The sequence below is a fragment of the Hymenobacter plasmatis genome (genome assembly GCF_020711255.1).
Classification (GTDB): domain Bacteria; phylum Bacteroidota; class Bacteroidia; order Cytophagales; family Hymenobacteraceae; genus Hymenobacter.
This window is the reverse complement of record NZ_JAJFAW010000004.1, coordinates 111145-137068: the sequence shown is the minus strand read 5'-3', so window position 1 is coordinate 137068 and position 25924 is coordinate 111145. Positions and strand designations below refer to the sequence as shown.

Sequence of the window (25924 nt, the reverse complement as noted above, 5' to 3'; positions counted from 1 at the left end):
TGCCAATTCCAGCCACGAATGTAATTGGTGAGCCACCGCCCACCATGCCGCAAATCCTGTTTCGGCGGCCAGCCCAAGCCGGCGCGTAAGTTTGTGGCCGAATTCACCATTTCCCAATGTTTCGTTTCAGTAGCCTCACGCCGCTTTTTCTCGCCATTCCCACGCTCAACGCCCTGGCCCAGACGCCCGCCGACAGCAGCCGTGCGCTGCGTGAAGTGACGGTGTATGCCTCGCGCCTGAGCCAGCCCGTGAACCAGACCGGCCACGCCGTGACGGTGATTTCCGGGGCCAGCGTGGCGCGGTACCCCGTCAATTCCCTCGACGATTTGCTGCGCTGCCTGCCCGCGCTGGAGGTGCAGAGCCGCGGCAGCTTCGGGGCCCAGGCCGACGTGAGCCTGCGCGGCAGCACCTTCAACCAGGTGCTTTTCCTGCTGGACGGCATGCGGCTCAACGACCCGCTTTCGGGCCACTTCGGTGCCTACCTGCCCATCACCCCCGCCGAAATTGAGCAGATTGAAATCATCCGCGGGGCCGGTGCGGCCCTCTACGGCCCCGATGCCGTGGGCGGCGTCATTAACATCGTGACCAAGACCTTTGCCGCCACCGAGCGCCGCAACGAAGCGGAGCTCACCAGCACCACCATGCGCGGCGAGTGGAACCTGTGGCACACCAACACCGGCGGCTTCCTGGCCAAGGACAAGCTGCGCTTGGGCGGCGGCATCCTGCTGAACACCACCGACGGCCAGCCGCGCGACTACCCCAGCACCCTGCGCAGCGACGCCAACCTGAAAACGTATTCGCTCTCCGCTGCTTACGAACTGGCCCCCAAGCTCAGCCTGGCCGCCCGCGGCAGCTTCGACCGCCGCGACTACAGCGCCCAGTATTTCTACACCACTAATCCCACCGACCAGGCCCGCGAAACCACCAACCGCGACTGGTACCAGGGCCAACTGCGCTACCAGCACAACGAGCGCAGCCGCACCGAGGCGCAGGTATCGGCCAGCCGCAGCACCGATTACTATGTGTTCACGCCCACGTCGGCGGCCAGCGACCACCTCACGCACTACACCAACGTGCTGCTGAGCCACCAGCAGCAGTTTTCCGACAAGGTGCGCGCCACCCTGGGTGGGCAGGCCGACCGCCGGGCCGTGGTCAGCAACGACCGGGGCACCCACGCGCAGTGGCACTACGCCGCGTTTGGCGTGGTGGCCCTCACGCCCACGCCCAGCCTCGCCCTCACCGGCGGCCTGCGCCTCGACCACGACCAGGCCTACGGCACCGAGCTGGTGCCGCAGCTCAACATCAGCCAGCAGATAGGCGAGGTGCTGACCGTGCGCGGCGCCGTGGGTCGGGCCATCCGGGCCCCCGATTTTACGGAGCGCTACACCTCCAATGGCCGGGCCGGCATTGTGCCCAACGGCTTCAACGTGGGTAACCCCGCTCTGGAAGCTGAGCGCACGGTAAACTACGAGCTTGGGGCCGACGTGCGCCCGCTGCCAGGCCTTACGGCCAAGGCCACCTATTTCGTGCGCAAGGGCAACAACCAGATAGACTACGTGCCCGACTCCGGCGAGCACATTTACTACGTGACGGGGCTCACCAACCTGTCCGGCTCCCGCACCTACCGTTTCGCCCAGAACCTGTTTGAGGTGACCACCCAGGGGCTGGAAACGGAGTTAAGCTGGGCCCATGCTTTCACCCCCAAAACCCGCTTCGATGGCAGCGTAGGCTACACCAACGTGCGGGTTACCAACAATGAGAACATTGCCTCGCAGTACCTGGCCAACATTGCCCGCCAGGTTATTTCGGGCACGGTCGGCATTACTTCCCACCGCGTAAACGGCAGCCTGAGCGGCCTGTGGAAACAGCGCAATAGCGCCGCCGTGGCCGCCATCAGCCGGAGCCAGGCCGCCGAATACGTGGTGTTCAATGCCCGCCTGGAAGTAGCGCTGCTGCCCAAGAAACTGTGGCTCACGGGGCAGGTGCAAAACCTGTTCAACGAGCAGTACTCCGACCTACTGGGCGCCCAGATGCCCACCCGTTGGCTGATGGGCGGCCTGCGGCTGGCCCTGCAGCGGTAGGAACGCGCCGAGGCGCGTTCAATCGTTGAACGATGCTGAAGCCGCCGTTCTGACGCCGAACGCGCCAAGGCGCGTTCCTACCAGTACTTTTTACAATTGAAGCCCCCGATTTGGAACATATCGGGGGCTTCGCTGTATCTTTGCCGTATCAATTCTTTCTCCCTAAAGGATTGTTTTTATACAGAGGCGCTGAGAGACAGGCTCAATGAAGCGCCGGCAACCATCCGCAACCGCGGGCAAGGTGCCAATTCCTGACCATATAAAAACAAGTTGCCGTGGACGCTGCCAACAACCTCCCCCTTCCGATTGCTGCTGTTACTGCTCGCCTCGCTGTCATGCGTTGGGCTGGCATGGGCTGTTGTTGCTGTTGTTGTATGGCTTAGCCAGCCTACCCGGAGCGTTTCTTCGCGGGTAGGTAGGCGGTAGCGCAGGCTGGGAGCCTGCGTGTGCCGTGTGCTGCCGCCCCGCGGCGTTCATTTCCTCTTTTTCTGGGTTGCTGCTTGCTGCTTCGCTGTGCGCGAAGCCGGCTTCGTGTCGAACTGCCTGCGCTGTTGTGGCCCAATTGGGCAAGCGCCGGCACAGGGTTCGCCTGCCCCGAATGGAAGGCTCTTCGGGCCCATCATCCCTCGCTTTTACTGGATTTTTTGTAGCCGCAGCCCAGCTCAATCTGGTTGCAGGCTGCTGCTCTCACTACGTTTATTTCAACTAACTCTTTTGATATGTCGCTGAACCAAAAGCCCATTGGTATTTACTTCGAGCACCCTGAATGGTTTAAGCCACTCTTTACGGAGCTGGACCGCCGTGGGCTAGCCTACGAGAAAATTGACGCCGCCCACCACCTCTTCGACCCCTCCGAAAAGGAGAGTGGCTACAGCTTGGTAGTGAACCGGATGAGCTCCTCGGCCTATCTGCGTGGGCACGGGCAGGGCATTTTCCATACGGCAGGCTACGCGACGCACCTCGAGCGCATCGGCACGCGCATTATCAACGGTTCGGCGGCCACGGCCATTGAAACCAACAAGGCCCGCCAACTCTCGCTATTTGAGTCGCTGGGGCTGAAATACCCGAAGTCGTTTGTGATAAACCACGCCTCGCGGGCGGTGGATGCGGCTAAGCAACTGCGCTTCCCCATCGTGGTGAAGGTGAACATTGGCGGCAGCGGCGCGGGCATCATCCGCTTCGACACGCTGGAAGGCCTGCAAGCGGCAGTCGACAACAATCAGATTGACCTGGGCATCGACCAAACCGCGTTGGTGCAGGAATATGTAACGCCCCGCGGCGGCAACATCCACCGCGTGGAAACGCTGGATGGCAAGTTTCTCTATGCCATGAAGGTGTTCACCACCGGCGAGAGCTTCAACCTGTGCCCGGCCGAAATCTGCCAGATTCCGGAGGAGCAGTCGGCCGAATTCTGCCTGACCGAAGCGCCCAAGAAGGGCATTCAGGTGGAAGCCTTCACGCCGCCCGCCGACGTGATTGCGGCCGTGGAGCGCATCGTGGCCGCCGCCAAAATCGACGTGGGCGGCATCGAATACCTCATCGACGACCGCACCGGCGACGTGCTGTTCTACGACATCAACGCCCTGTCCAACTTCGTGGCCGACGCCGTGAACGTGGTGGGCTTCGACCCCTACGCCCGCTTCGTGGACTACCTGGAAACCCAGCTTCCCGGTAACGGCACACTGGCCCAACCCGCTGCAACTACGGCCGCATCAGCTCAACAACTCGTCACGGAATCAATACACTAAGCCATGAAATTCGGATATTGGATGCCCATTTTTGGGGGCTGGCTGCGCAACGTGGAAGACGAGCAGATGCCCACCGACTGGAGCTACGTCAAGAAACTGGCGCAGCGCAGCGAGGCCCTCGGCTACGACCTCACGCTCATCGCCGAGCTGTACCTCAACGACATCAAAGGCCAGGAAGCACCTTCGCTGGAAGCCTGGAGCACCGCTGCCGCACTGGCTGCCGTGACCGAGCAGCTGGAAATCATGGTGGCCGTGCGCCCCACCTTTCACAACCCCGCGCAGCTGGCCAAGCAGGCCGCCAACATCGACCTGATTGCGCCCGGCCGGCTGTCGCTGAACGTGGTGTCGAGCTGGTGGCGCGACGAGGCCACCAAGTACGGCCTGCACTTTGAGCAGCACGACGACCGGTACGCCCGCACCCGCGAGTGGCTCGATGTGGTGACCAATGTGTGGAAGCAGGACCATTTCAGCTACGACGGCAAGTACTACCAGGTGGCTGATAACGTGCTGCAACCCAAGCCCACCAAGGCGCCCTTCCTGTACGCCGGCGGCGAATCGGAAGCAGCCAAGGACCTGATATCGACCCAGTGCGACGGCTACGTGATGCACGGCGACTCGCCCGAGCAGATTGGCACCCGCATTGCCGACATGCGCCGCCGCCGCGAGCAGAAAGGCCTGCCGCCCATGAAGTTTGGCGTGGCCGGCTACACCATCGTGCGCGACAACGACCAGGACGTGAAGAAGGAACTCGACCGCATCACCAACGTGAAGGCGTCAGCCGCGGGCTACGGTAACTACCAGCAGTGGCTGGCCGGCACCCAGCTCGAGCAGCAGGTGTCGCTGCACGATTACTCGGTGTCGAACCGGGGTCTGCGCACCGGCCTCACCGGCACGCCGGCCCAGATTCAGGACCGCATCGGCGCCTTTGAAGAAGTAGGCGTGGACTTCTTCCTGCTGCAGGCCAGCCCGCAGCTCGAGGAGATGGAGCGGTTCTCCGAGTCGGTGATTCAAGTTTTAGCGTAGTCCGGCAATTTCGGATTGCCAAACACCAGCACGTCATGCTGAGCGCAGCCGAAGCATCTCGCTTGTGCAAGTAATTCTCACGATTGAGTTACTACTGCCAGCGAGATGCTTCGGCTGCGCTCAGCATGACGGTTCTTTAGGCGCATTAATGCGCATTAGTACTTAACGTGCCTATGGCGCGTACTCACGAATTACATGTTAAAAAAATCACTGGAGCTGCTTCGATTGGAAGCGGCCGAAACGGGGGCCAACACCCTCAAACGCAGCCTCAACGGCATCAGCCTCATTGCCATTGGCATCGGGGTTATCATCGGCGCCGGCCTGTTTTCACTCACGGGCATTGCCGCGGCCAATAATGCCGGGCCCGCCGTTACACTCTCCTTTATTGTGGCTGCAGTGGGCTGTGCTTTCTCGGCGCTCTGCTACGCCGAGTTTGCGTCCCTGGTGCCCGTTTCGGGCAGTGCCTACACCTATTCGTACGCCACCATGGGCGAGCTGTTCGCATGGATAATCGGGTGGGACCTGATATTGGAATACTCAGTAGGGGCGGCCACGGTAGCTATCAGCTGGTCGCAGTACCTCATCAAGTTCCTGGGCAAATACGGGCTGCACATTCCAGCTCAACTGGTGATGTCGCCTTTCGAGAAAGCCACGCTGGCCGATGGCTCGGTGGTGTCGGGCTTTGTCAACGTGCCGGCCATGCTCATTGTGCTGGCTATCACGGCCATCGTCACGCGGGGCACCAAGGGCTCGGCGTGGTTCAATGCGCTGGTAGTGGCCCTGAAGGTGGCCGTGGTGCTGGTGTTCATTGCGTTGGGCTGGAAATACATCGACCCGGCCAACTACCAACCCTATATTCCGGCCAATACGGGCGTGTTTGGCGAGTTCGGCCTGAGTGGCATTTTGCGCGGCGCCGGCGTCATTTTCTTCGTGTTCATCGGCTTCGACATCGTAGCCACCATGGCGCAAGAAACCAAGAACCCGCAGCGCAACATGCCCATCGGCATCCTGGGCTCGCTGGCGGTGTGCACAGTGTTGTTTGTGCTCTTCGGCCACGTACTTACGGGGGTGGCCAACTACACCGAGTTCAAAAACAGCGCGGCGCCCGTGGCCATTGCCATTGAAAAGACGCCCTACGCCTGGCTCAGCTCGGCCGTGATTCTGGCTATTCTTATCGGCTACACCTCCGTCATTCTTGTGGATTTGCTGGGGCAGTCGCGGGTATTTTTCTCCATGTCGAAGGATGGGCTGCTGCCGCCGGTGTTTTCCAAGGTGCACCCGCGCTTCAACACGCCGTTTCAGTCGAGCCTGCTGCTGGGGCTGTTCATTGCCTTGTTTGCCGGCTTTGTGCCCATCGCCGTGGTAGGCGAAATGACGAGCATCGGCACCTTGCTAGCCTTTGTGATGGTGTGCCTGGGCGTGCTCATCCTGCGCCGCACCAACCCCAACGCGCCGCGCAGTTTCCGCACGCCATGGGTGCCGGTGGTGCCCATCCTGGGCATTATCGTGTGCCTGGTGATGATGTTTTCGCTGCCCGGCGAAACCTGGCTGCGCCTGATAGTGTGGCTGGCCATTGGGCTGGCGATATACTATGGCTACGGCAAAAAGCATAGCAAGCTGCGGCTGGCCCAAGAAGCAGCCGCTCAAGTTCCTCCCAAAGCGGTGGCGTAACTCCGGGCCCAACGGTCATAAAAAAGGCAGCTGATTGCTCAGCTGCCTTTTTTTATGACCGTTAAGGTAGGTTAACGGTTGGTGCGGTTGTCATTGTCCATGTTGGCGTTGCCGGTGCGGGCGTCGTTGGCGCCGAGCTGTTGCACGTCAACGTCGGTTTTGCGCACGGTGGTACGCACGGTTTCGTCGCGCTCGGTCACCTCTTTGCCAATGTTGACTTCGCCCACCACGCGGGCTTCTTTGGATACCACGGCGCGCTCGGCCTGCTCGGTTACTTTGATTTCACCTTCTTTGAAGGCCGCGAAATCGGCTTCGGTGGCGGGGCGGTTCACGTCGCGGCGCTGCACGTTTACGTGCTCTTCGCGTAGGCGTACATGCTCTTCTACAGGCTTTTCAATGATGCGACTGCGGATGCGGGCACCGCCGGTTTGCTCCACGCGCTTGCCCACCTGCAGGTTTTCTTCGATGATGGGCACCGAACCGGTTTGCTGGCCCGTGGCGGTTTGGGTAGTGCCGGTGTTGGCGGCGTTGCCCTGGGTGCCGGTCATGCCGTAGCCTTGGGCGGTGGCTTGGTCGCGCACGTCGATGGCGCCGTTGCCGTCCATGATGTCACGGGCGCGCTCGGCTTCTTCCGATGAGGCGGCGTGCACCGTTACTACCGAGCGGCCGCTGCGGGTGGCGTTGGTGTAGGCGTGGGTGTCTTGGTGGTCGGTGCCAAACAGGTTACTGAAGAACCGACTGATGCCGTCTTCGGCCTTGCCGGCCGCGCGGCTGGTCGCATCGGCGGCGCCTTCAACGGCCGTGCCGCTGGTATTCTGGAAATCGGAAGGGTCGTTATTGCTGGTGCCGGTGCTACCTGCGGTCATGCGCTGGGCATTTTGGGCGTCTTGGGCGGCTACGTCCACGTTGCTGCTTACAAAACCGGCGGACATAAGTTTCTGAACGACTTGCTGGGCTTCTGAAGCGCTATTGAACAAGCCTACTACTGTTTGTTGGGCCATAAGTAACTAACTAAAAATGTGGAAAGGAAGGAAAAGGAATGGGAAGGCTAGGAGGGGAGGGAGCTAGTGGGAGCTCCGGGAGTTGCTGCCGCTGGGCCAGCCGGACCGGGGGCTGGTGCTGCTACTCGCTCGGCCGTGACGACCTCGCGGCGTAGCTCAACTTGGTGCGCGGTATTGGTGGTAACTACCTGCTTCCGCACGTGCACTTCCTCCACGAGCAGGATGCGGGTAGTCACCACCACTTCTTCGCGGAACACCGGAATTATCATGGTATCGCCTTCGTGGCGCACGGGAGGTATCACCTCCACATATTGATTCACAGGCACGTGCTCTACCGATACCTGCTCGTGCTTGGTGGGCACGTTCACGGTTTGGGTTTCATTGTGCACCGTTTTGCGCACGGTGACGGTGCCCGTTTCGACCACTTCTTTCTCGATGTGGGCTACTTCTTCGATGACCGGAATGGTCCGGGGCAGGAACTCGGGCGTAGCCGACGAGGGGAGGAATTCGGGGTCGTTTGGAGACATGGCGTAGAATACGGTCGTAGCAGAAAGGGGTTGATTTTGCCAAATGGCCAAGCCCCTGCAAGGCCAGCGGCGGCTTGCGCTAAGAAGTGCAATGCGATTTGCGGTCTGAGATGAGGCAGCCAATTGTGACGATTGCAATTCAGAAGGTTGGCATGCTTAAAGTCGAGTAGTGGCTGGCCTTGCTTGCCGGGGTTGAGCAGCTCAGGAAGTGCAAAATCTTATTAAAGATTTATTGCTGTTCGTGTCAGGACTTCGCCCACGGCTAGGGCTCACTTTAATTACTCTTGCCAGTCTTCGCCTAGTGCGTAGTGAGTCCATTGGCATCCAGCTCATCGTCGTCGCGCACGCGGGAAAGGCTGCCTTCCAGGTCCACAATGTCATCCTCGACGGTGCTGCCGGCGGCTGCGTTGCCAGGGCTTTGCGCCTGCCGATACACGTCGATGGCGCCGTTTGCGTTGAGGGCGGTGCGTGCCCGCCCTGCCTCCTCATCGGTGGCAGCATTCACGGTCAGCACGGCGGTGTCGGGCCCGGATGCGGCGATGTGTGCCTGAGCATCGGCGTTCTCATTGCCCGCAAAGAGGTCGGTGAAAAACCGGACAATGCCGTCCTCAACCGATTCGGTAGGAGTAGCAGTGTCGGATGTCAGGTGCTGGGCTCGCAAAGTGTCCTGGGTGGCCAGGTTGAGCTGACTGCGCTCGAAACCAGCCGCCAGCAGCTGCTCGAGGGCAGCCTGCGCTTCGAGGGTGCTAGTGAATAAACCAACGACAATTCGGGCCATGACGAGGAAATGGATGAGCCTTGGTTTACGGCTGGGGTTGCGCTCGGTTTTACGCGCCGGGCGTGAAACTAATGGCCATGCTCTGATAGCAAAGTATTAAACTGCAGGAAGTACGCATGCTTCCGGAGCCGCTAGTTGAGCTGCGCCTCGCCAAGTTTAGATAGGGGAGAGGCGGGTTGAAAACTTTTGGCCTCAAATAAGGATTGGGGTAGTAGCAATGAATGATTTTAATATTCAATTGCCCGAACGGTGCCTGCCGCTTGCGCAAGAGCGGTGTACTTTTGTGGTTCTACTGGATGCATTATGCTAAAAGCATGACAATGGTGCATTCGGTTCGCCCGCTTACTATGGATACGATAAAATACCCCGGCCTTATTCCCTCTTACGAACACGAGCGCATGGAGGCGTTGCAGCCCTACCAGGTGCTGGGCACGCCAGGCCAGGAGCTGTTCAACGACTTTGTGAGTGTGGTGGCCAAGCTCTTCGACATGCCCATTGCGCTGGTGTCGTTGGTACGCGCCGCCGATGTGGTATTCATTGGCAATGCGGGCCTACCGGAAGCCCTGGTGGTGAACCGCGAAGACAGCATGTGCTCCGTGGCTATCCTGAACGACGGCCTCACCGTGTTTGATGACATCGTGGCCGAGCCTTGTGAGTTGGTCAACCCGCTCGTAGCGCAGCAGATGAACCTGGGCTTCTACGCCGGGCAGGCCCTGCGCACCCCCGACGGCCTGGCCGTGGGGAGCCTGTGCGTACTGGACCGCCAGCGCCGCGAGCTCAGCCCCGCCGAGGGCCTCCTGCTGAAAGACCTGGCTCTGGTGGCCCAGGAGCTGTTGCGCCTGCAAGTTGTTCGCATTGCCGATGCCACTCTGGTGCCGGCCCTGCGCGCCCGCCTCGACGGTCCGGTGCAGCAGACCCTCACCCGCCTCGCTACCCTGGCCGAGCTGCGCCAGCTGGCGCCTCCAGCCGATACCGAAGAAGCCCAGCGCTACGACGATTCCCGCGTGGACGAAGCCCGCTACCTGACCCAAACCATTCACCGCGAGCTACTGGCGGCGTTGGCCGAGGTGGTGTAATCCGCAAAGCAAACCAGCTAATTTTCAGAAGTCGAAATTGAGGTTTGCTGGCTGCGAAAGAAGCTTGAGCTGTATAGAGCGAGGCCAGGCTGACCATCTATCATATAGGGTAGCTGAGGCGGGAAATGCGGATAATTCCATCTGTCCCGTTAGGCGCATCTCGCTGCTCTAAAATCGACCTTTTTCGCGGTTACCTTTGTTGATTCTGCACCCCGAATACCCTCGGTGGTCCTCGTAAAATCAACTCGAAATCAGTGAAGGTTTGTATTGCCGAAAAGCCTAGTGTAGCGCGTGAAATTGCCAACGTACTAGGCGCTACCCGCCGCATGGACGGCTACTTTGAGGGCAACGGCTACCAAGTCACCTGGACGTTCGGGCACTTCTGCCAGCTCAAGGAGCCCGACGACTACCAGCCCGAATGGAAGCGCTGGAGCCTGCACAACCTGCCCATGATTCCGGAGTCGTTCGGCATCAAACTCATGCGCCGCGACGAGGGCGTGGTGAAGCAGTTCCACACCATTAAGAAACTGGTAGACGAGGCCGAGGAAGTCATCAACTGCGGCGACGCCGGGCAGGAAGGGGAGGTGATTCAGCGCTGGGTGCTGATGGAAGCCAAGTGCCGCAAGCCCGTGAAGCGCCTCTGGATTTCGTCGCTCACCGAGGAGGCCATCCGCCAGGGTTTTGCCAATCTGCGCGACGGCAAGGAGTTCGACAAACTGTACCAAGCCGGCAAGAGCCGGGCCGTGGGCGACTGGCTCCTGGGCCTGAACGCCACCCGTCTTTTCACGCTCAAGTACACCACCTACCAGGACAAGCAGCTGCTGAGCATCGGCCGGGTGCAGACCCCTACGCTCGCTTTGCTGGTAGACCGCTGGCACGAAATCCAGAACTTCAAGCCCGAACCCTACTGGGTGCTGCGCACCGAATACCGGGGCACCATGTTCAGCCACATTGCCCCACCCAAGCAGGCCAAGGACGCCGAAGATGCCCCTGACGAAAAGACCCGCCTGCGGGCCCTGGGGTACTTTGTGACTGAGCAGGAAGCTCAAGAAGCACTTGAGTCTGTGCGGCCTGTCCCACTGGTTATCACCAACGTGGAAATCAAAAAGGCCCGGGAGTCGCCACCGCGTTTGTTCGACCTGACATCTTTGCAGGTGCAGTGCAACAACCAACTGGGGCTGTCGGCTGAGGACACGCTGAAGATTGTGCAGGGGCTCTACGAAAAGAAGGCCGTGAGCTATCCGCGCGTCGATACCACCTTCCTGCCCGACGACCAGTATGCTAAAATTCCTGGCATTCTGCGCGGCATTGGCTACGAGAGTTTGACCGCGCCGCTGCTGGCCACCAAGATTCCGAAGACGCCCAAGGTGTTCAACAACGCCAAGGTGACCGACCACCACGCCATCATCCCGACCGGCGCGGCAGGCCCGGGCGGTGGCATGGAAAGCAGCGTGTACGACATCATCACGCGCCGCTTCATCGCTGCCTTTTACCCCGACTGCGAGGTGAGCAATACCACCGTGCTGGCCGAAGCCGCCGAGCGCCCCTTCCGGGTGCGCGGCCGCCAGATTCTGAGCCCCGGCTGGCGCGTGGTGTACGGCAACCCCGAGGAGCAGCAGGCGCCCACCCCAGCCCCCGCGCCCAATGCAAAGACCGGTGGCGAGGAGCAGGAAGACGTGGTGAGCACCGTGCTGCCCAGCTTCGTGAAGGGCGAAAGTGGCCCGCACAACCCACGCCTCGACAGCAAAGTCACCCAGCCGCCCAAGGATTACACCGAAGCCAGCCTGCTGCGCGGCATGGAAACTGCCGGCCGCAACATCGACGACGAAGAGCTGCGGCAGGCCATGAAGGAAAATGGCATCGGGCGCCCCAGCACCCGCGCTGCCATCATCGAAACCCTGTTCAAGCGCAACTACATCCGGCGCGAGAAAAAGCGCCTGTTGCCTACCCCCACGGGAGTTGAGCTAATTGGGCTGATTCGCAACCCCACGCTGAAATCGGCGGAGCTCACGGGCCAGTGGGAGCGGAAGCTGCGCCAGATTGAGAAGGGCGAACTGTCGTCGGAGCAGTTTCTGGCCGAACTCACCGGGCTGGTGCGCGAAATGGTGCAGGAAGTGAAAACCGACGGCCGCGGGCGCATGGTCACGTCCGGCAGTGCGGAACTGGCCATGAGCCAGGGCCCGGCCAATGGCGCCGCGGCCGCGGGCAACAAAGTGCCCGCCGGCCTCACCGGAACCAAGGCCGCGAAAACTGCCAACCCCGCGGGTACCACCAGCGGCAACGGCTTGGGCTACTGTCCGATGTGCAAAACCGGGCACGTGCTGCGCGGCAAAACTGCTTTCGGCTGCGCCCGTTTCCGGGAAGGCTGCACGTTCCGCCTGCCCGCCGAAGTGCACGGCAAGAAGCTGAGCGACCCGCAAGTGAAAGCCCTGCTTGCCAAAGGCCGGACGCCCATCATGAAAGGCTTTGTGGGCGCCGATGGCCAGAAGTTCGATGCCGCCATTGGGCTCGATACGGCCTTCCAACCCACGCTGCTGCTTGTAGCCGAAAGCAAGCCCGGGGCCGCTCCCGACTCTGGTCAGATTCCGTGCCCGGTGTGCAAGCTCGGCACCATGCTCAAGGGCAAAGCGGCCTACGGCTGCTCGCGCTTCCGGGAGGACTGCCAGTTCCGGGTGGCCTTCGAGTGGGGCGGCAAGGCGCTCACCGAAACCCAGCTCAAGCTGCTGCTGCGCCGCGGCGAAACCAGTGTTATCAAAGGCTTCATCTCCGCCAAAACGGGGAAGAAGTACGATGCCGCGCTGAAGGTGGAGGAAGGGCGCGTGGTGCCGGTGTTCGCCTAAGCCGAGCCCACAAGGCTAGCGCTTGAATTGGTAGTTGAGCTTCAGGCTGAGGCTATTGTGGCGGCCGAGGTCGGTGGCGTAGTACGGTTCCAGGCTAAAGCCGGTGCGGCCAGGCAGGCGCAGCAAGGCGCTGACAAAGCCCAGGCTGGGAGTGGGCTGATGGGGCGAGTGCGCGTAGCCAACGAGCAAGCGCGGCCCATTGCTGATGCCCAGGCCCGAGCCCAACCCAAGGCGGGTGGTGTAAGCTCCCAGGGCGTTTTCGGCGCCGTAGCAAAAGTCGGCCTGCCCGTAGAGCACCGCCGGCTTTCCCAGCCTAATCATGGCCTCGGGCATTATCGGCGTGGCATCCTTGGAGTTGCCGTCATCGAAGTAGCTGAAGTAGCCCAGGTTCCCCACATGCACCCCAAACCGTAAGTCGAGACTGAGCCAGCCATTTTCGCGGTGGGCTTCCCGGTAGATGTGCAGGTCGGCCAGGGTCCGGCGCATGGTGGTATCGCGGGACGCAATGGGGGTGTTTCCGTTGGGGTCGGGAAATGGCTGCATGTCAATTCGCTGCTGGCCAACCCATACGCCGGCGCCCCAGCCTTTGGTATTGCCCGAAGCCTGAGCGGTTTCAAAGGCTACTTCGCCGCCCACGGCACTTACTTGTTGCTGCAGGGCGAGCCGTTGCCGGCCGCTGCAGCCTGAGCTACTGGTAAGAATGTCCTGGTTTACTTCGTGGTGATTCGCCAGCGCTCCGCCCGTAACGGTGATGGTGCGCGTGGTGCCGGTGCTGTCCGCAAGGGGTTGTTTTTCGGGTGAAGTCTGCGCGGTACCAACCAGAAAAATCACGGCCAGGAGCAAACTCACCGGCAGTCCTACCAGTCGTGGACCACGGGCATGCAGGGAGGCCAGCCCGGCGCTGGCTTCGGCCACCAGCACCGTTAGGAGCAGGGCCCGTACCACCAGCATCTCGGGGAACGTGAGGGCATGCCGGCCCAGCAACGCCGTGAGGCCCAGCATGGCCAGCACCACCGCCAAGTGGCGCCCAGAGTTATTAACAGTCGTAACCACTGCCGGGGCCGCCAGCACAGTGGGGCGGTACCGGCGCACACGCCATGCCCAGATTCCCAGAGCCAAGAGACCCATGGGCAGCAATATCAGCTGCAAGCCCAGCCAGTGCCCGCCCAGTACGGTTTGCACAGTTCCCGCCACCGGCTCGCCGGCGGGGTCCCGCCAAATGGCCTGCCCCGCGCGCCCCAGCAGCAGCAGGCCCGTTTGCAGCAGTAGCCACGAGCCTACGGGCCACTGCCGACGCCGGGTAGCCAGCAGCACGCCGCCCACGGCCGCACACAGCAGCAGCGCCAGCAGCTGCGTGGGTACCACCGGCAGGCTATGGGCCGCGCCAGCCGGCAGCAGCCCCGCCTGCACCTGCACCACCCACGGCAGGGTGCCAGCCGCGTAGCGCAGGCCCCAGGCACTGGCCGTAGGCACCCCAAAGCAGCAGCCCGTGAGCACACAGCCAAGGCACTGCACTACCAACGCGCCGCACAGAGGCAGGGCCAATGCATCCAAAGCGGCCCGGCTCAGGCCAAGCCAACGCCGGAGCGCCGCCACCGTGAGCGCAGCCGCCAGGCCGCCGCCCAAAATGGAGCGTGCCGTGGAGCCGGGCACGTCGCTAATCAGGAGCTCGCCCCAATCGCCAATGGGATGCGTAATAAGCTTAGTGCCAAGAATGAGCGCCAGGCTACTAGCCGCCACCAGGGCCAGCCAGGGCCGCAACGGAAAGCCGCGCCGCCAGCCTTCCACCAATAATAGCAAAACATTGGTAAGCGTGGCCAGCAGGTAAAATGGGGTGTAGAAGTCGTAGCCGTGCAAGTCAGGAAGGGTCATGGGCGAAACGAATTAAATGAGCTTGGCAAAGCCATGCGCTGGTTTCTCAGGAATCACACCCTCGCTAATGCAGCCACTCGCCGGCAGAAAGGAATGCTTCTGCTCGTACGCCTTGATTTGGCTTATCAGCCCGCTGTTGAATAGAAGCTGGGCCATTGGCAGCGTCCATGCCGGCCTATCCGAACGACTACCAGAGCCAGGCTCGGGTTTGACGGCAGGGCAAGCGAAGCGGCTGGCGTTTATGCCAAGCCGGGCAAGTAAAGTGGTGTAGAGTAAGGCGTTTGGGCTGGAAACAGCCAGGCGCAGCATTAGCTGGGGCATCCAGGGTTGGAATAAGTAGAGAGTGAAGCAAGGTACTTCCACTTACCACCCGGGGCTACTACAAATTGTGCGTAACCCAGACTTTGTTATTGAAAGGATACTGTAGTTAACGCGCTACAACACAGAATGACACTTGGTGAATAAGGGACATTACAGCAAGGCTATACTTTGTAGTTGTTAGGAGCCCTGGTCACTTTGAAGCCACCGGTGTTGCCTCGCCAAAATGCACCAGGTTCTCGAGCATGCCCTTGAAGATGACGCCATGAAACGGCAGCATCAAGTACCAGTACAGGCGCCCGGCCAGGCCCAGAGGGCGGAACGCGGCGAGCTGCTCAACGGCGTGGCCGCCGTTGGGCTGGTCCAGGATGCGGAACTGCAGCCACGCTTCGCCGGGCAGCTTCATTTCGGCATAGAGGAGGAGCCGCCGGCCGTCGCGGTCGGCCACCAGCACCCGCCAGAAGTCGAGGGGGTCGCCGGGCCGCAATTGGTTGGGCGAGCGGCGGCCCCGGCGCAGGCCCACGCCCCCCACGGCTTTGTCCATCAGGCCGCGCAGGCGCCAGAGCCAGTCGGTTTTGTACCAACCCCGCTCACCGCCGATGCTCCAGATGTTGTCGAGCACTTCCGACACGGGCCGCGTGAAGGGCAGCACCTGGCGGTCGAAGAACATGCCGTTCTTCGGAATCTGGATGGCGTCCATATAGTTCTTGCGCATCGTGCCCGAACTCAGTGCATCGCTCCAGCTGCTCACCACTTCGTTTTGTTCGATGCGCTGAAACGCCAGGGCCAGCGCCGCCCGGTAGCTCATGCACTCGTGCGGAATCACCGCATTGATGCTCTTGGCCGGGTCGCACACGGTGTCGTTCCGCAGGCTTTCGACCAGGCTCTGGGCCAGGGAAAACGTGGTGCTCGTGACCAGGTACAGCCACCACGAGGAGAGCCGCGGCGTGAGCACGGGCACCGTGAATATCCAGCGCTTATATCCCCGCTCGGCGGCCAGCCCCAGCAGCATTTCGCGGTAGGTAAGGATGTCGGGGCCGCCTACATCAAAGCCTTTGCCAAAGCATGCCGGGTTGTCCAGTACCGACGTCAAGTAAAACATGATGTCACGGATGCCAATAGGCTGACAACGAGAGTTGAGCCACCGCGGCGTTATCATCACGGGCAGCTTCTCCACCAGGTCGCGGATTATCTCAAACGATGCCGAACCCGAGCCGATAATGATGCTGGCCCGCAGTACCGTGAGCTGAGCTGGACTGGCCTTGCCGAGCACCGTTTCTACGGCCCGGCGGGAGCGCAGGTGCACGCTCAGGCCCTCGTCGTTGGCAATGCCGGAGAGGTAGATGACCTGCCGGGCGGTGGTCGTGTTCAGGTACGCCACGAAGTTCGCGGCCGACTGCTGCTCCAGGTTGAAGAAGTCTTCGCTGTGCCCGCTCATGGAGTGCACGAGGTAGTAGGCGGCGTCGAGGTCGGTGGGAAGGGTAGCCAGCGTGGCTGGCCGGAGCAGGTCGCCGCTGGCTACCTGCACCCGCGCGTGCAAGGCGGCGGGCAGTACGTCGGCCAACACAAAGCGGCGCGGGTCGCGCACCAGACACACTACATCGTGGCCGGCTGTGGCCAAAAGCGGCAGCAGGCGCTGGCCAATGTAGCCGGTGGCGCCGGTGAGGAGGATTTTCATGCGGCAGTGGGGACGTCAGGGCGGGTACTTCCTGGTGAAGCCGGCCGTGCTGCCCGGCTTGCCAAGGCACGACCTTTAGAATACTAATGAGGGCACTGTGTTGTTCGTTGCCAGCTAAATATGACTATCTACAACTATTGAATTATCAAGGGCTAATCAGCATCTTTGCGCCCATGAAATACTTCGTCTCCCTTCTCGCATCGGGTTTGCTGCTTGCCCCCGCAGTCCAGGCCCAAACCAAGCTCACGGCGCCACCGCTGAGCCCCGGTACGCACATCCGCCAATCTTTTTCCACGTCATACATCGACCTGACCTACTCGCGGCCGTCGCTGCGCGGCCGGGTGGCCTTCGGCAACCTGGTGCCCAACGGCACGGTATGGCGCACGGGGGCCAATACCATCACCAAAGTGCGCTTTGGCGAGGAAGTGAAAATCAATGGCCAAACCGTGCCCGCCGGCGCCTACGCCCTGCTCACAATCCCCGACGCCAAGGAATGGACCTTCATTTTGAACCGCGACACTGCACAGTGGGGGACCTACGAGTACAAGCAGGCCCTCGACGTGCTGCGCGTGAAAGCAAAGCCCACCAAGCTGGCCGCGCCGGTCGAAACCATGTCGCTGACCGTCGAGAACATGCGGCCCAACGCGGCCGACCTCGTCGTGATTTGGGACCGCACGCAAGTGGCCCTCCCCATCACCGCCGACCCCGACCGCATCGTAATGGGCCAGATTCAGGAGGCCATGAAAGGCGAAAAGAAGCCCTACATCACGGCCGCTCAGTATTACTACAACACCGGCAAAGACCTGACGCCCGCCATCGGCTGGATTGACGAATCCATTAAGGCCAAACCTGACTACTATAGCTACTACTGGAAAGCCAAGCTGCTGCAGAAGCAAGGCAAGAATAAGGAAGCCATCGAGGCGGCCAATAAGTCCTTGGAGCTGGTAAAAGCCGATAAGAACGAGGTCTCGCGCACCGAGTACACGCGCCTGAACCAGGAGGTGCTAACTGCTGCTGGCGCCAAGAAATAGAGCTGCCTGGGCTGATGTTTAACTTTAACAAAAAGGCTCCGCGCAACTTGCGCGGAGCCTTTTTGCTACCGAGCGAAGCGAATAAATCAGGTAGCGGAGTTATTGCCCTGGTTCACCATCTGCGTGAAGCTTTTGGCCGCATTGGTAAACTCCGACGGGATGAGCACGACGGTGGTCGTGTTGTTATCGATGCCGATTTCCGAGAGCATCTGCATGCGGCGCAGCTCCAGGGCAATGGGGCTTTTCTCCATCTCCAAAGCGCCCTGCGTGAGCTTGATGCTAGCCTCTAATTCCGCCTCGGCTTTGATGATGCGGGCGCGCTTCTCGCGGATGGCCTCGGCCTCGCGGGCCATGGCCCGCTGCATGGATTCCGGAATTTCAACATCCTTGATTTCAACCAGCTCAATTTTGACGCCCCAGGATTCGGTGGCCGCATCCACAATTTGCATCAGCGACGCATTGATTTGAGCGCGCTCCCGCAGTACCTCATCCAGCTGATGCTGCCCAATAATATTGCGCAATGCCGTGACGGACAACTGGTAAACTGCTTGGTTGAAATTGGCCACCTTGATAATGGCATCGGCCGGGTTCACCACCCGAAACCACAGCACGGCATTCACCTTAATGGTCACGCTGTCTTTGGTGATGGTTTCCTGCTGCTCCAAATCCACGGTTTTGGTGCGGATGTCAATGGTCTGCTGGCGTTCGATAAACGGGATTATCCAGTAAAGACCAGGCCCGCGCAGCCCTGTGAACCGGCCCAACCGAAACACCAGGGCGCGCTCGTATTCCTGCGCAATGCGGATGCCAGAAAGCAGAAGAAGAACGACGATGAGAAGGAGGGCGAACGGCGACATGACCGAAGGAGATTGGTGAGGGTTTGGTAGATGTATCGCCGAAAAAGCGTGGGCATTACAGCCTAATCGCAACTACCTGTTATGCCGAGCGGAGCGAAGCATCTTATCACGTGTCAACGATTCCGTCAACGGTGATAAGATGCTTCGCTCCGCTTAGCATGACTGGTGATTATGGATAGTCTTCTACCGGCCTACCACCGGCAGCACCGGGACGCTCTCGTGCCCGGCAGCATCAACCGAGGCCACGCCAAAAATGAAGTTGTCTTTGCTGATGGGCAGGTCGGCGGTTAGGCCGGTCATGGGGATGCGCTGCTGCCACTGGGGGGCGCTGGTTTCGCGCACCAGCACAACGTAGCTGGCGGGCTTGGCGCCGGTGGCGGGAGCCTGCCAGCGCAGCTCGGTGCGGTTGGTGAGGTTGGCGGTGAGGACTTCCACTTTGGCGGGGGCGGCGGGGGCCAGGGCCAGGCTGGCCATGGTGGCGAGGTTAATGCCCGCGTTGCGGCGCAGGTAAGCGAAGTCCACGCCTTCGATGACATCGCCATAGGCCCGGCCTTTCTCAGTGCGCAGGTCCTGGTGCTGGTGGGTGTAGTCCTCGTTCATCTCCGTGAAGCGGACGGCCGCGAAGCCCTGTTGGTTGAATGGCGTGTGGTCGCCGCCGCGCAGGAAACGGTCGGGGCGGTACTCCAGCACCACCTCGTGGCCTTTGCCATAGAGCTTGCCGGCGCGCTGCGAGTAGCGGGCCAGCTGGCGGCTGATGCCGTCGTTCTCGTTGCTGAGCTGCCGGCGAATCTTGGCTTGCTCGGGCGTTTCATTGGCCGGCACGCCTTCGCTGAACACGCGCAGGTGCTTGTCGTCGTTGATGACCGGGTCGAAGCCGTGCGAGTTGCCCACGATGTCGTTGTTGAGCATGGCAATCAGGTTCCAGCCCTCTTTTTTGGCGCGCTCGGCGAGGTGGCCGGAGCCGTAGAGGCCCTGCTCTTCGCCTTGCACCGCCACAAACTTGAGCGTGCAGGGAAACTTCTGGCCAGCCAGCACGCGGGCCAGCTCCATTACCAGCACCGTGCCGGAGCCGTCGTCGTTGGCGCCGGGTGCGTCGGCGGTGGCGTTCATCACATCGCTCACGCGGGAGTCGATGTGGCCGCTCACCAGAATCACGCGGGTATCGGTGGGGTCGGTGCCGGGCAGGGTGGCCAGCACGTTGGCCATGAGCACGGGCTTGTTGATGCGGCGGCCGTCGGGCTTCACCGTGAAGGTGTCCATCTCGACGGTCATGCGGCCGCCGCCGGCTTTGCTGTACTTCAGGAACTCATCGCGCACGTAGTTGCGGGCTGCGCCGATGCCGCGGGTGGGGTTTTGGGTGTCGCTCAGGGTGTGGCGCGTGCCAAAGGATACGAGCTTGCGGATGTCGGCCTCCAGGTTTTTAGCTGAAATCTCATCGACCAGCTTCTGGATTTTGGGGTCGGCGGGGGGCAGCAGCGGGGCTGGCTTGGTCTGGGAGAGGGCGGCAAAGGGCGCCAGGAATAGGAGCGTAGCGATTTTCATGGATGGAAGGTATGACGGGGAGCAGAATAACAAAGAAAAAAGAACGTCATGCTGAGCGAAGTCGAAGCATCTCGCGTGTCATAGTAAATGGATTACTACCCCACGCGAGATGCTTCGACTTCGCTCAGCATGACGTTCCTGAAACAACAGCTGACTCAGGCCAACCGTTAGCCAGCTTTATAAAACGGCTCAACCTGGCGGAAGTAGGGGTTTACGCCCTCGTCGGAGCTCACGTCGAGTAGCATCAGGTCCACAAACTGATAGGCATCGGTTTGGCCTTGCAGCACCGGGCCGAGCTCCTGCATGAAGCTGGGGTCGGGGGTGTTGCTCACGAAGGCCAGCAGCAGGCGCGGCACATCGGGGTTGTCGGCCAGCTGCATCTGGGCCAGGTACGCGGCTTCGATGTTGGGCTGGGTTGCGGCCCAGGTCTTGATGGCCTCGGCCACAGCCGTAGGATACTCGGCGGGCTGGCTGAGCAGCACCTGCGCATCGCCACCCGCGGGCGAGAGGGGGCCGGTGAGCTGACCGGCCAGCAGCGCCGCCAGTTCGTCTTTGGGCAGCAGCTTGCCAGCGGGCGAGAAGGGGTTCAGCACGCAGTCCTGGCCCTGCACCATGTTGAAAAACGCGTGGCCGGGCAGGCGCACATAGCTCACGGGGCCGTTGTCGACGCCGCCATCGGTGAGGCGGGGCACCGAGGAGAAGATGGGCAGTTTCCCATCAGACAGAATCTGGAGCTGGATTTCCTGGCCTTCGGCCAGCACCACTTCCCCTTCGGCAATGCCTTCCATCGGGGCCAAAATCATCAGGATTTCTTCCTGCAACAAGGCCTGGTAGAAGGCCGGGCGGGCGTTTTCATCGGTAGCGGCCAGCAGCAGGAGCTGCTCCAGCACGTTCTCGGGCTCGAAAGGGAAAGGCTCGGGCTCCGGAATGTTGAAGACCGGCTCGGCGGGCGCGGGAGGAGCCGTAAACTTGGCGCCCTGGTAGCGGGGGCCGCCGGCAGGCTTTTCGTTGGCGGCGGGTGGGGTGCCGGGAGCAGCCGGAGCGGGAGTGGCCGGTTTGTCCTCGGCGGGTTTATTCTTCAGAAAGTCGAGCAGACCCATAATAGAAAAGCGAAGCGAGTGAGTTGAAAGTGCAATCTACGGCGAAAACCGCGTTGCGATGGGGTGAAAAAGGGCAATTGCAGAGGTTAAATGGCCAAATCAGGGCCTTAAGCTGAGCCATTTCTGCGGTATGGCCTGCTACTCAGCCACCACTGCCACTAGCTGCATTCTCCGGGCCGGAGCTGGGCTAGGGCACGCGGCAGCTGTCGAGCTGCTGCTGCACGTCGCGGATGGTGCGCGGAGCGGCCTCGTTGCCCCAGTGGCTCTCGATGTAATTCAGCAGGTTGGTGAGCTGGGCGGGGCTCAAGGCCTTGTTGCCGGGCATCACGTTGTGGTAGCCCACGCCGTTTACCACGATGACTTCCTTCTGGCCCTGGCGTAGCAGGCAGGGCAGCTCGGCGCGGTGGTCCACCAGGTAATCCGAGCCCGCCAGCGGCGGCACTAGGCGCGCCAGCCCCTGGCCCTGGTCGCCGTGGCAACTGGCGCAGTGCTGCGCATACAGCCGCTCCCCTTGGTGGCGGTTATTGCTAAAGCAGCCTGGGAGCATTAGCGAAATAAGTAGGAACGCAATCAGTAGCCGGTAGTCAGTGGTCGGACGAAAGTATTCTGACATGCCGTGAATCAGCTGATTAATAAGAGCTATGGTTTGTAGATGGACTATTGAATGCTGGCTACCGGCTTGGCTTTGCGGGCGTCAATCTCGGCCAGCAGCGTGGGTAGCTCGGCCAGCAGGCGGTCCACTTCTTTGGGGTTCAGGCTGTCGTAGAGGCCGCGGATGTGGCCCAGGTCATCGACCAGTGCGAACGTGCCGTTGTGGGCGAACCCGCCGGGAGCTTCCTTGTCGGGTTGGGCAGCGGTGAAATAAGCTCGGGCCAGCTGAAACACGGTGTCTTTGGCCGTGGGCTCACCGTGGGCGCCGGTGGTGGCAAAGTGCCAGCGGCTGGCGTCGGTAATGCCTAGCCGCTGAGCGTAGTCGCGCAGCACGGGAAGGGTATCATGGGCCGGGTCGATGGTGTGCGAGAGGAAGACCACGCGCGGGTCCTTGGCGTATTTGCTATACACTTTTAGCAGCTCGCCCTGCATCTTGGGGCAAATGCCGGGGCACGTCGCAAAGAAGAAATCGGCGATGTAGGCCCGGCCCGCGAAGGTCTTATTGGTGATGACCTGGCCGGCCTGGTCGGTGAGCCGGAAGGCAGGCACCGTGGCAAAAATTGTATCGGCGGGGCCGCCGTCCGCGCGGGGCTTCACCTCGCGCTCGCCCAGGATGGGCAGTTGAGCTACCGTGTTGGTTTCGGGACCGGTGCAGCCCGTGAAAAGCGAGGCGGCCAAGGCTGGCAGCAGGAAAAAGCGTTTGAGCATGAGTTATTTAGAAGAAGCGGCAGACTTTGCCGGGGCGGCTGCAGTGGGCAGCTTATTGATGAACATCGTAGCCGAGTCTATCGTTGCCCGAAATTTCTGGCTGACCGTGGCCAGCACCTGCTGCTGCTGCCGGAAATAAGCCAGCCGCGCGGCGGGGGCCACCGTGGAGTCGGGGGCGTGGTACTGGTGCATCCAGTCCATCATGGCGGCATCGGCCGCGGCCAGGCCGCGCAGGTAGGGGCCAGCGGCGGGGGAGTGAGCTGCCGTAATCTTGGCTTTCATTGAAAACAGCTGGTCTTCCTGGGCCATGAGGGAATCGTGGCGGGCCATGAGGGCCATCTCGGCCGCAGCAGCGGACGACGGCGGGCCATTTTCGGCAATCGGCTTTTTGGGGGAAGGGCAGGCGACCAGCAGTGGCATCAGAGCCAGCAGGGCCGCGCGCAATGCGTTTTCGGAAGAGAATTTCACGGGCCAAAGGTACGTGCAGCGGGCGGGTAGCAAAGGAGATAAGGATGATGGGAAAAGCCGGAAAATCAAAAATTGGGCTAAATCTGTTGGAGGACCTCGGGCAACTTGCGTAGTAGGCAGGACACTTGCCATTCCTTCACCACTTACACCTTAACAAACGCTTATGAAAACTCGCCAATTGGGCCGCTCCGGCCTCACTGTTTCGGCCCTGGGCTTGGGCTGCATGGGCATGTCCGACTTCTACAGCGGCCAGGACGATGCTGAAAGCACCCGTACCCTGCACCGCGCCCTGGAACTGGGCATTACCTTCTTCGACACGGCCGATATGTACGGCCCCTATAAGAACGAGGAGCTGCTGGGCCGGGCCTTCCAGGGCAAGCGCAAAGAAATCGTGCTGGCCACCAAATTCGGGATTCAGCGCGACCCCAACGACCCCACCAAGCGCGGCATCAACGGCCGCCCCGAGTACGTGAAAGCCGCCTGCGATGCCAGTCTGAAGCGCCTCGGCACCGACTATATCGACCTGTATTACCAGCACCGCGTGGACCCCAGTACGCCAATTGAAGAAACCGTGGGTGCTATGGCCGACCTGGTTAAGGCCGGCAAAGTGCGCTTTCTGGGTTTGAGCGAAGCGGCGCCGGCCACTGTGCGGCGGGCTGTGGCCGTACACCCCATTGCTGCTTTGCAAACGGAGTATTCGCTGTGGAGCCGCGAGCCGGAAGATGAAATCCTGCCCACCATCCGGGAATTGGGCGTGGGCTTCGTGCCCTATTCCCCGCTGGGCCGCGGCTTCCTGACGGGCCAGATTCAGCGTTTCGAAGACCTGGCCGAAGACGACTACCGGCGTCACACACCCCGTTTTCAGGGCGAGAACTTCCAGAAAAATCTGGACCTGGTAGCCCGCATCAACGACCTGGCCCAGCAGAAGAACTGCACGGCCAGCCAGCTGGCGCTGGCTTGGGTGCTCGCCCAAGGCGAAGACATCGTGCCCATTCCGGGCACCAAGCGCGTGAAGTACCTGGAAGAAAACCTGGGTGCGCTGGAGGTTAACCTATCAGCAGCCGAGTTAGCTCAACTCGATGAAATTGCTCCCAAGGGCAAAGCCGCAGCCGGCATGCGCTACCCCGAAGCCATGATGGGCTCGGTAAACGGGTAAGCATTCAACCCGTCATTGCGAGCGCAGCGAAGCAATCCGTCCTGTTCTCAGGGACCAGTCCTAAGATGTAAAAAGCCCGGGTTCTGCGCAGACCCCGGGCTTTTTACTGTAGAAAGTGTCTGGCTTTTACAGGACGGATTGCTTCGTCGTGCCTCCTCGCAATGACAGGTTCAAACTGATGCGCTTACTCAACTTGGCAGCAAATCAATCCAGCCGTCTTCGCTCACTACCACGGCCAGCGCGGGGTACTTGCTGCTGTTGACGTAGCGCAGGGCCGAATTGTAGCGGGAGCCGCGCGAGGAATCGCCTTTTTCGGTGGCCAGGCCGTCGAGGATGGCGCCGATGGCGTGGCACATGCCGCTGGGCTCGATGAGTACGGCCCCGTCGATGTTGGTAACGAGGCGCAGCACCGAGGGCGTCATGATGCGGGGCACTACCCGGAAGCACTGGCGGGTGAGGCGTTGGGCTTCCTGGGCGGCTCCGGTGGTGATTACCAGGATGGTGCCAGTGGGCTGGGTGCTGGCTTTCTGGGCCAGGTCCCAGAGGTAGTCGGTGCTGTCGGAGTTGAGCTTGGGGAAAACAATGCGCACGATGCGGGCGAAGTTGTCGGCGGCTACCTGGCCCTGGGGCAGGCGCGGCGTGTTGCTCACCACGCGCATCAGTACGTGGCCCGCGTGGCTCATTTCCCAGCTGAAGTGGTTGGTGAAGTGCACCGTCACCAGGGGCTCGTACTGGCTGTCCGTTTCCGGCACCAGTTGGCCCAGGCCGAAGACGTGGGAGGCATCCGAAATCAGGGCCGTGTGGCCCTCGCTCAGCTCCAGCAGCTTGCGAATGGAGCGGTGGTCGCGCATGTGCACGGGCGTTTCCAGGGTAAGCACGGGCACGATGGCCGGGTGCTGGCGCCGGCTCACGAGCATGGTGCCGATGCCTTCGTCGCCTTCGTGGCGCAGGGCGGCCACGCCATTGCAGGCATCGTAGAGGCCGTGGGTACCGGCCGGGGCCACGCGCAGCATCAGGCGCCGGCCCGCCGAGCGCAGCACCTCGTTGTAGTCACGGTCGAGTACGGGCTGGTCGTTGTCGGCCGTGTCGGCTTCGCGCAGGGCGCGGGTGCAGTCGTGCAGAAATTCCAGCACGGCCGCGTGGGGCAGGTTGGAGGGGCGGCCGGCGGTATGCTTGGGCAGGGCGTAGTAGCCCTCGTAGCAGTCGGCCGAGAGCTGCAGCACCACCGTTACCAGGTAGCCCTGCAGGCTCACGGGCACCGAGCAGAACGAGCGCCGGTTTTCTTCGCGGGTGGCCGTGAGGGCATTCATGGTGGCCTCGGTGGCCCGGCACACCAGCTCGTACCAGTGCTGCTTCTCAATGCGGTCGTGGTCGTTGGGGTGCAGGTGGTACACCACGTCCCGGGGTCCGGCATCGGCCTCGAGGGTGGCAGCCTGGGCCTTTATGTGCTTAAAGTCGGCGGGGGAGTAGCGGATGGAGGTCGGCTCCAGTACCACCATATCGGGGTCGTCGGCCTCTTTGGCCGAGGCCATGCCCAGCAGAAATACTTCGGGCCGCAAGCTGCGGTCAAGCAAATTAAAAACCCCCTCGGCGAAGAGTTGGGCCGATACACGGAATAGACTTTGGTGTTCCCACATGGGCAAGTACAGGACGGCCGGACCTCCTTGCGGGCCCGACTTCATGCCGAACTACGGAAAAAAGCTCGGCATAGTGGTTTATGTAAACAAATTTCCTCTTTCAGCACTTCATGCACTGCTCATAAATTCGTATCTTCGGACTGGCGCTGCCCGCCGAAGTC

19 protein-coding genes, 1 pseudogene and 1 riboswitch are annotated in these 25924 nt (G+C 61.4%); of the genes and pseudogenes, 8 read left to right on the top strand and 12 right to left on the bottom strand.

The genetic code is table 11. The features are described 5' to 3' along the window. Window positions 1-116: 116 nt before the first annotated feature. From LJ738_RS04190 to LJ738_RS04175, 4 genes are all read left to right on the top strand, one after another. On the top strand, window positions 117-2081 hold the full coding sequence (locus tag LJ738_RS04190) for a TonB-dependent receptor plug domain-containing protein (protein WP_227785060.1): 1965 nt from the start codon (window positions 117-119) through the stop codon (window positions 2079-2081). Between the two features lie 173 nt (window positions 2082-2254). Then, window positions 2255-2347, top strand: a riboswitch (SAM riboswitch). Window positions 2348-2800: 453 nt separating this feature from the next. Beyond that, complete coding sequence (locus tag LJ738_RS04185) at window positions 2801-3829, top strand: ATP-grasp domain-containing protein (RefSeq protein ID WP_227785059.1); 1029 nt, start codon at window positions 2801-2803, stop codon at window positions 3827-3829. A 3-nt stretch (window positions 3830-3832) separates the two neighbouring features. After that, a complete protein-coding gene (locus tag LJ738_RS04180; RefSeq protein ID WP_227785058.1) occupies window positions 3833-4852 on the top strand; it encodes an LLM class flavin-dependent oxidoreductase in 1020 nt (339 codons plus the stop codon). A gap of 195 nt (window positions 4853-5047) precedes the next feature. Continuing rightward, window positions 5048-6523, top strand: a complete 1476-nt coding sequence (locus LJ738_RS04175) for an amino acid permease (RefSeq protein WP_227785057.1) — start codon at window positions 5048-5050, stop codon at window positions 6521-6523. A 203-nt stretch (window positions 6524-6726) separates the two neighbouring features. Here LJ738_RS04175 and LJ738_RS21585 read toward each other — a convergent pair. The 3 genes and pseudogenes from LJ738_RS21585 to LJ738_RS04160 all read right to left on the bottom strand — a co-directional run. Next, a pseudogene (locus tag LJ738_RS21585) lies at window positions 6727-7071 on the bottom strand (YsnF/AvaK domain-containing protein); the annotation flags it as partial. Window positions 7072-7571: 500 nt separating this feature from the next. Then, window positions 7572-8051: a YsnF/AvaK domain-containing protein gene (locus tag LJ738_RS04165; RefSeq protein WP_227785055.1), complete on the bottom strand. Its 480-nt coding sequence runs from the start codon at window positions 8049-8051 to the stop codon at window positions 7572-7574. Between the two features lie 298 nt (window positions 8052-8349). After that, window positions 8350-8829 carry a general stress protein gene (locus LJ738_RS04160; RefSeq protein ID WP_227785054.1) on the bottom strand — a complete coding sequence of 160 codons (480 nt, stop codon included), beginning with the start codon at window positions 8827-8829 and terminating at the stop codon, window positions 8350-8352. 347 nt (window positions 8830-9176) lie between these two features. On the opposite strand from LJ738_RS04160, the gene LJ738_RS04155 reads away from it, so the two are divergent. Both LJ738_RS04155 and LJ738_RS04150 read left to right on the top strand, forming a co-directional pair. Further along, window positions 9177-9905, top strand: a complete 729-nt coding sequence (locus LJ738_RS04155; protein ID WP_227785053.1) for a hypothetical protein — start codon at window positions 9177-9179, stop codon at window positions 9903-9905. Window positions 9906-10159: 254 nt separating this feature from the next. Continuing rightward, window positions 10160-12745, top strand: coding sequence for a type IA DNA topoisomerase (locus tag LJ738_RS04150; RefSeq protein ID WP_227785052.1), 2586 nt, complete (start codon window positions 10160-10162; stop codon window positions 12743-12745). Between the two features lie 15 nt (window positions 12746-12760). Here LJ738_RS04150 and LJ738_RS04145 read toward each other — a convergent pair whose 3' ends face one another. Further along, a complete protein-coding gene (locus LJ738_RS04145; RefSeq protein ID WP_227785051.1) occupies window positions 12761-14617 on the bottom strand; it encodes a prolipoprotein diacylglyceryl transferase family protein in 1857 nt (618 codons plus the stop codon). A 511-nt stretch (window positions 14618-15128) separates the two neighbouring features. Further along, on the bottom strand, window positions 15129-16613 hold the full coding sequence (locus tag LJ738_RS04140; protein ID WP_227785050.1) for an SDR family oxidoreductase: 1485 nt from the start codon (window positions 16611-16613) through the stop codon (window positions 15129-15131). A gap of 173 nt (window positions 16614-16786) precedes the next feature. Between LJ738_RS04140 and LJ738_RS04135 the strand changes: the two genes are divergently transcribed. After that, the gene (locus tag LJ738_RS04135) at window positions 16787-17644 is read left to right on the top strand and encodes a DUF2911 domain-containing protein (protein WP_227785049.1); all 858 of its coding nucleotides are present in this window, start codon (window positions 16787-16789) and stop codon (window positions 17642-17644) included. A gap of 86 nt (window positions 17645-17730) precedes the next feature. Here the strand turns inward: LJ738_RS04135 and LJ738_RS04130 are convergent, their stop codons facing one another. The 6 genes from LJ738_RS04130 to LJ738_RS04105 form a co-directional block, all read right to left on the bottom strand. Beyond that, window positions 17731-18501 (bottom strand): slipin family protein, encoded by a 771-nt coding sequence (locus tag LJ738_RS04130; RefSeq protein WP_227785048.1) that lies wholly within the window; start codon window positions 18499-18501, stop codon window positions 17731-17733. Window positions 18502-18684: 183 nt separating this feature from the next. Continuing rightward, window positions 18685-20043 carry a M28 family peptidase gene (locus LJ738_RS04125; RefSeq protein ID WP_227785047.1) on the bottom strand — a complete coding sequence of 453 codons (1359 nt, stop codon included), beginning with the start codon at window positions 20041-20043 and terminating at the stop codon, window positions 18685-18687. Between the two features lie 167 nt (window positions 20044-20210). Continuing rightward, the gene (locus LJ738_RS04120; RefSeq protein ID WP_227785046.1) at window positions 20211-21143 is read right to left on the bottom strand and encodes an enhanced serine sensitivity protein SseB C-terminal domain-containing protein; all 933 of its coding nucleotides are present in this window, start codon (window positions 21141-21143) and stop codon (window positions 20211-20213) included. 187 nt (window positions 21144-21330) lie between these two features. After that, window positions 21331-21690, bottom strand: a complete 360-nt coding sequence (locus LJ738_RS04115; RefSeq protein ID WP_227785045.1) for a c-type cytochrome — start codon at window positions 21688-21690, stop codon at window positions 21331-21333. Window positions 21691-21800: 110 nt separating this feature from the next. Further along, entirely contained in the window at window positions 21801-22502 is a 702-nt protein-coding gene (locus tag LJ738_RS04110) for an SCO family protein (RefSeq protein ID WP_227785044.1), read from the bottom strand. A gap of 3 nt (window positions 22503-22505) precedes the next feature. After that, window positions 22506-22970, bottom strand: coding sequence for a hypothetical protein (locus tag LJ738_RS04105; RefSeq protein WP_227785043.1), 465 nt, complete (start codon window positions 22968-22970; stop codon window positions 22506-22508). Between the two features lie 163 nt (window positions 22971-23133). Between LJ738_RS04105 and LJ738_RS04100 the strand changes: the two genes are divergently transcribed. Continuing rightward, window positions 23134-24126 carry an aldo/keto reductase gene (locus LJ738_RS04100; RefSeq protein ID WP_227785042.1) on the top strand — a complete coding sequence of 331 codons (993 nt, stop codon included), beginning with the start codon at window positions 23134-23136 and terminating at the stop codon, window positions 24124-24126. Between the two features lie 188 nt (window positions 24127-24314). Here LJ738_RS04100 and LJ738_RS04095 read toward each other — a convergent pair whose 3' ends face one another. Continuing rightward, on the bottom strand, window positions 24315-25763 hold the full coding sequence (locus LJ738_RS04095) for a diadenylate cyclase (protein WP_368045533.1): 1449 nt from the start codon (window positions 25761-25763) through the stop codon (window positions 24315-24317). Window positions 25764-25924 lie beyond the last annotated feature (161 nt).

Excerpts from the sequence above, each read along its gene's own strand:
- LJ738_RS04175 (WP_227785057.1), top strand. The coding sequence starts at position 5,048 with ATGTTAAAAAAATCACTGGAGCTGCTTCGATTGGAAGCGGCCGAAACG.
- LJ738_RS04155 (WP_227785053.1), top strand. The coding sequence starts at position 9,177 with ATGGATACGATAAAATACCCCGGCCTTATTCCCTCTTACGAACACGAG.
- LJ738_RS04185 (WP_227785059.1), top strand. The coding sequence starts at position 2,801 with ATGTCGCTGAACCAAAAGCCCATTGGTATTTACTTCGAGCACCCTGAA.
- LJ738_RS04095 (WP_368045533.1), bottom strand. The coding sequence starts at position 25,763 with ATGTGGGAACACCAAAGTCTATTCCGTGTATCGGCCCAACTCTTCGCC.
- LJ738_RS04180 (WP_227785058.1), top strand. The coding sequence starts at position 3,833 with ATGAAATTCGGATATTGGATGCCCATTTTTGGGGGCTGGCTGCGCAAC.
- LJ738_RS04165 (WP_227785055.1), bottom strand. The coding sequence starts at position 8,051 with ATGTCTCCAAACGACCCCGAATTCCTCCCCTCGTCGGCTACGCCCGAG.
- LJ738_RS04100 (WP_227785042.1), top strand. The coding sequence starts at position 23,134 with ATGAAAACTCGCCAATTGGGCCGCTCCGGCCTCACTGTTTCGGCCCTG.
- LJ738_RS04190 (WP_227785060.1), top strand. The coding sequence starts at position 117 with ATGTTTCGTTTCAGTAGCCTCACGCCGCTTTTTCTCGCCATTCCCACG.
- LJ738_RS04160 (WP_227785054.1), bottom strand. The coding sequence starts at position 8,829 with ATGGCCCGAATTGTCGTTGGTTTATTCACTAGCACCCTCGAAGCGCAG.
- LJ738_RS04115 (WP_227785045.1), bottom strand. The coding sequence starts at position 21,690 with ATGCTCCCAGGCTGCTTTAGCAATAACCGCCACCAAGGGGAGCGGCTG.
- LJ738_RS04145 (WP_227785051.1), bottom strand. The coding sequence starts at position 14,617 with ATGACCCTTCCTGACTTGCACGGCTACGACTTCTACACCCCATTTTAC.
- LJ738_RS04140 (WP_227785050.1), bottom strand. The coding sequence starts at position 16,613 with ATGAAAATCCTCCTCACCGGCGCCACCGGCTACATTGGCCAGCGCCTG.
- LJ738_RS04135 (WP_227785049.1), top strand. The coding sequence starts at position 16,787 with ATGAAATACTTCGTCTCCCTTCTCGCATCGGGTTTGCTGCTTGCCCCC.
- LJ738_RS04120 (WP_227785046.1), bottom strand. The coding sequence starts at position 21,143 with ATGGGTCTGCTCGACTTTCTGAAGAATAAACCCGCCGAGGACAAACCG.
- LJ738_RS04110 (WP_227785044.1), bottom strand. The coding sequence starts at position 22,502 with ATGCTCAAACGCTTTTTCCTGCTGCCAGCCTTGGCCGCCTCGCTTTTC.
- LJ738_RS04125 (WP_227785047.1), bottom strand. The coding sequence starts at position 20,043 with ATGAAAATCGCTACGCTCCTATTCCTGGCGCCCTTTGCCGCCCTCTCC.
- LJ738_RS04130 (WP_227785048.1), bottom strand. The coding sequence starts at position 18,501 with ATGTCGCCGTTCGCCCTCCTTCTCATCGTCGTTCTTCTTCTGCTTTCT.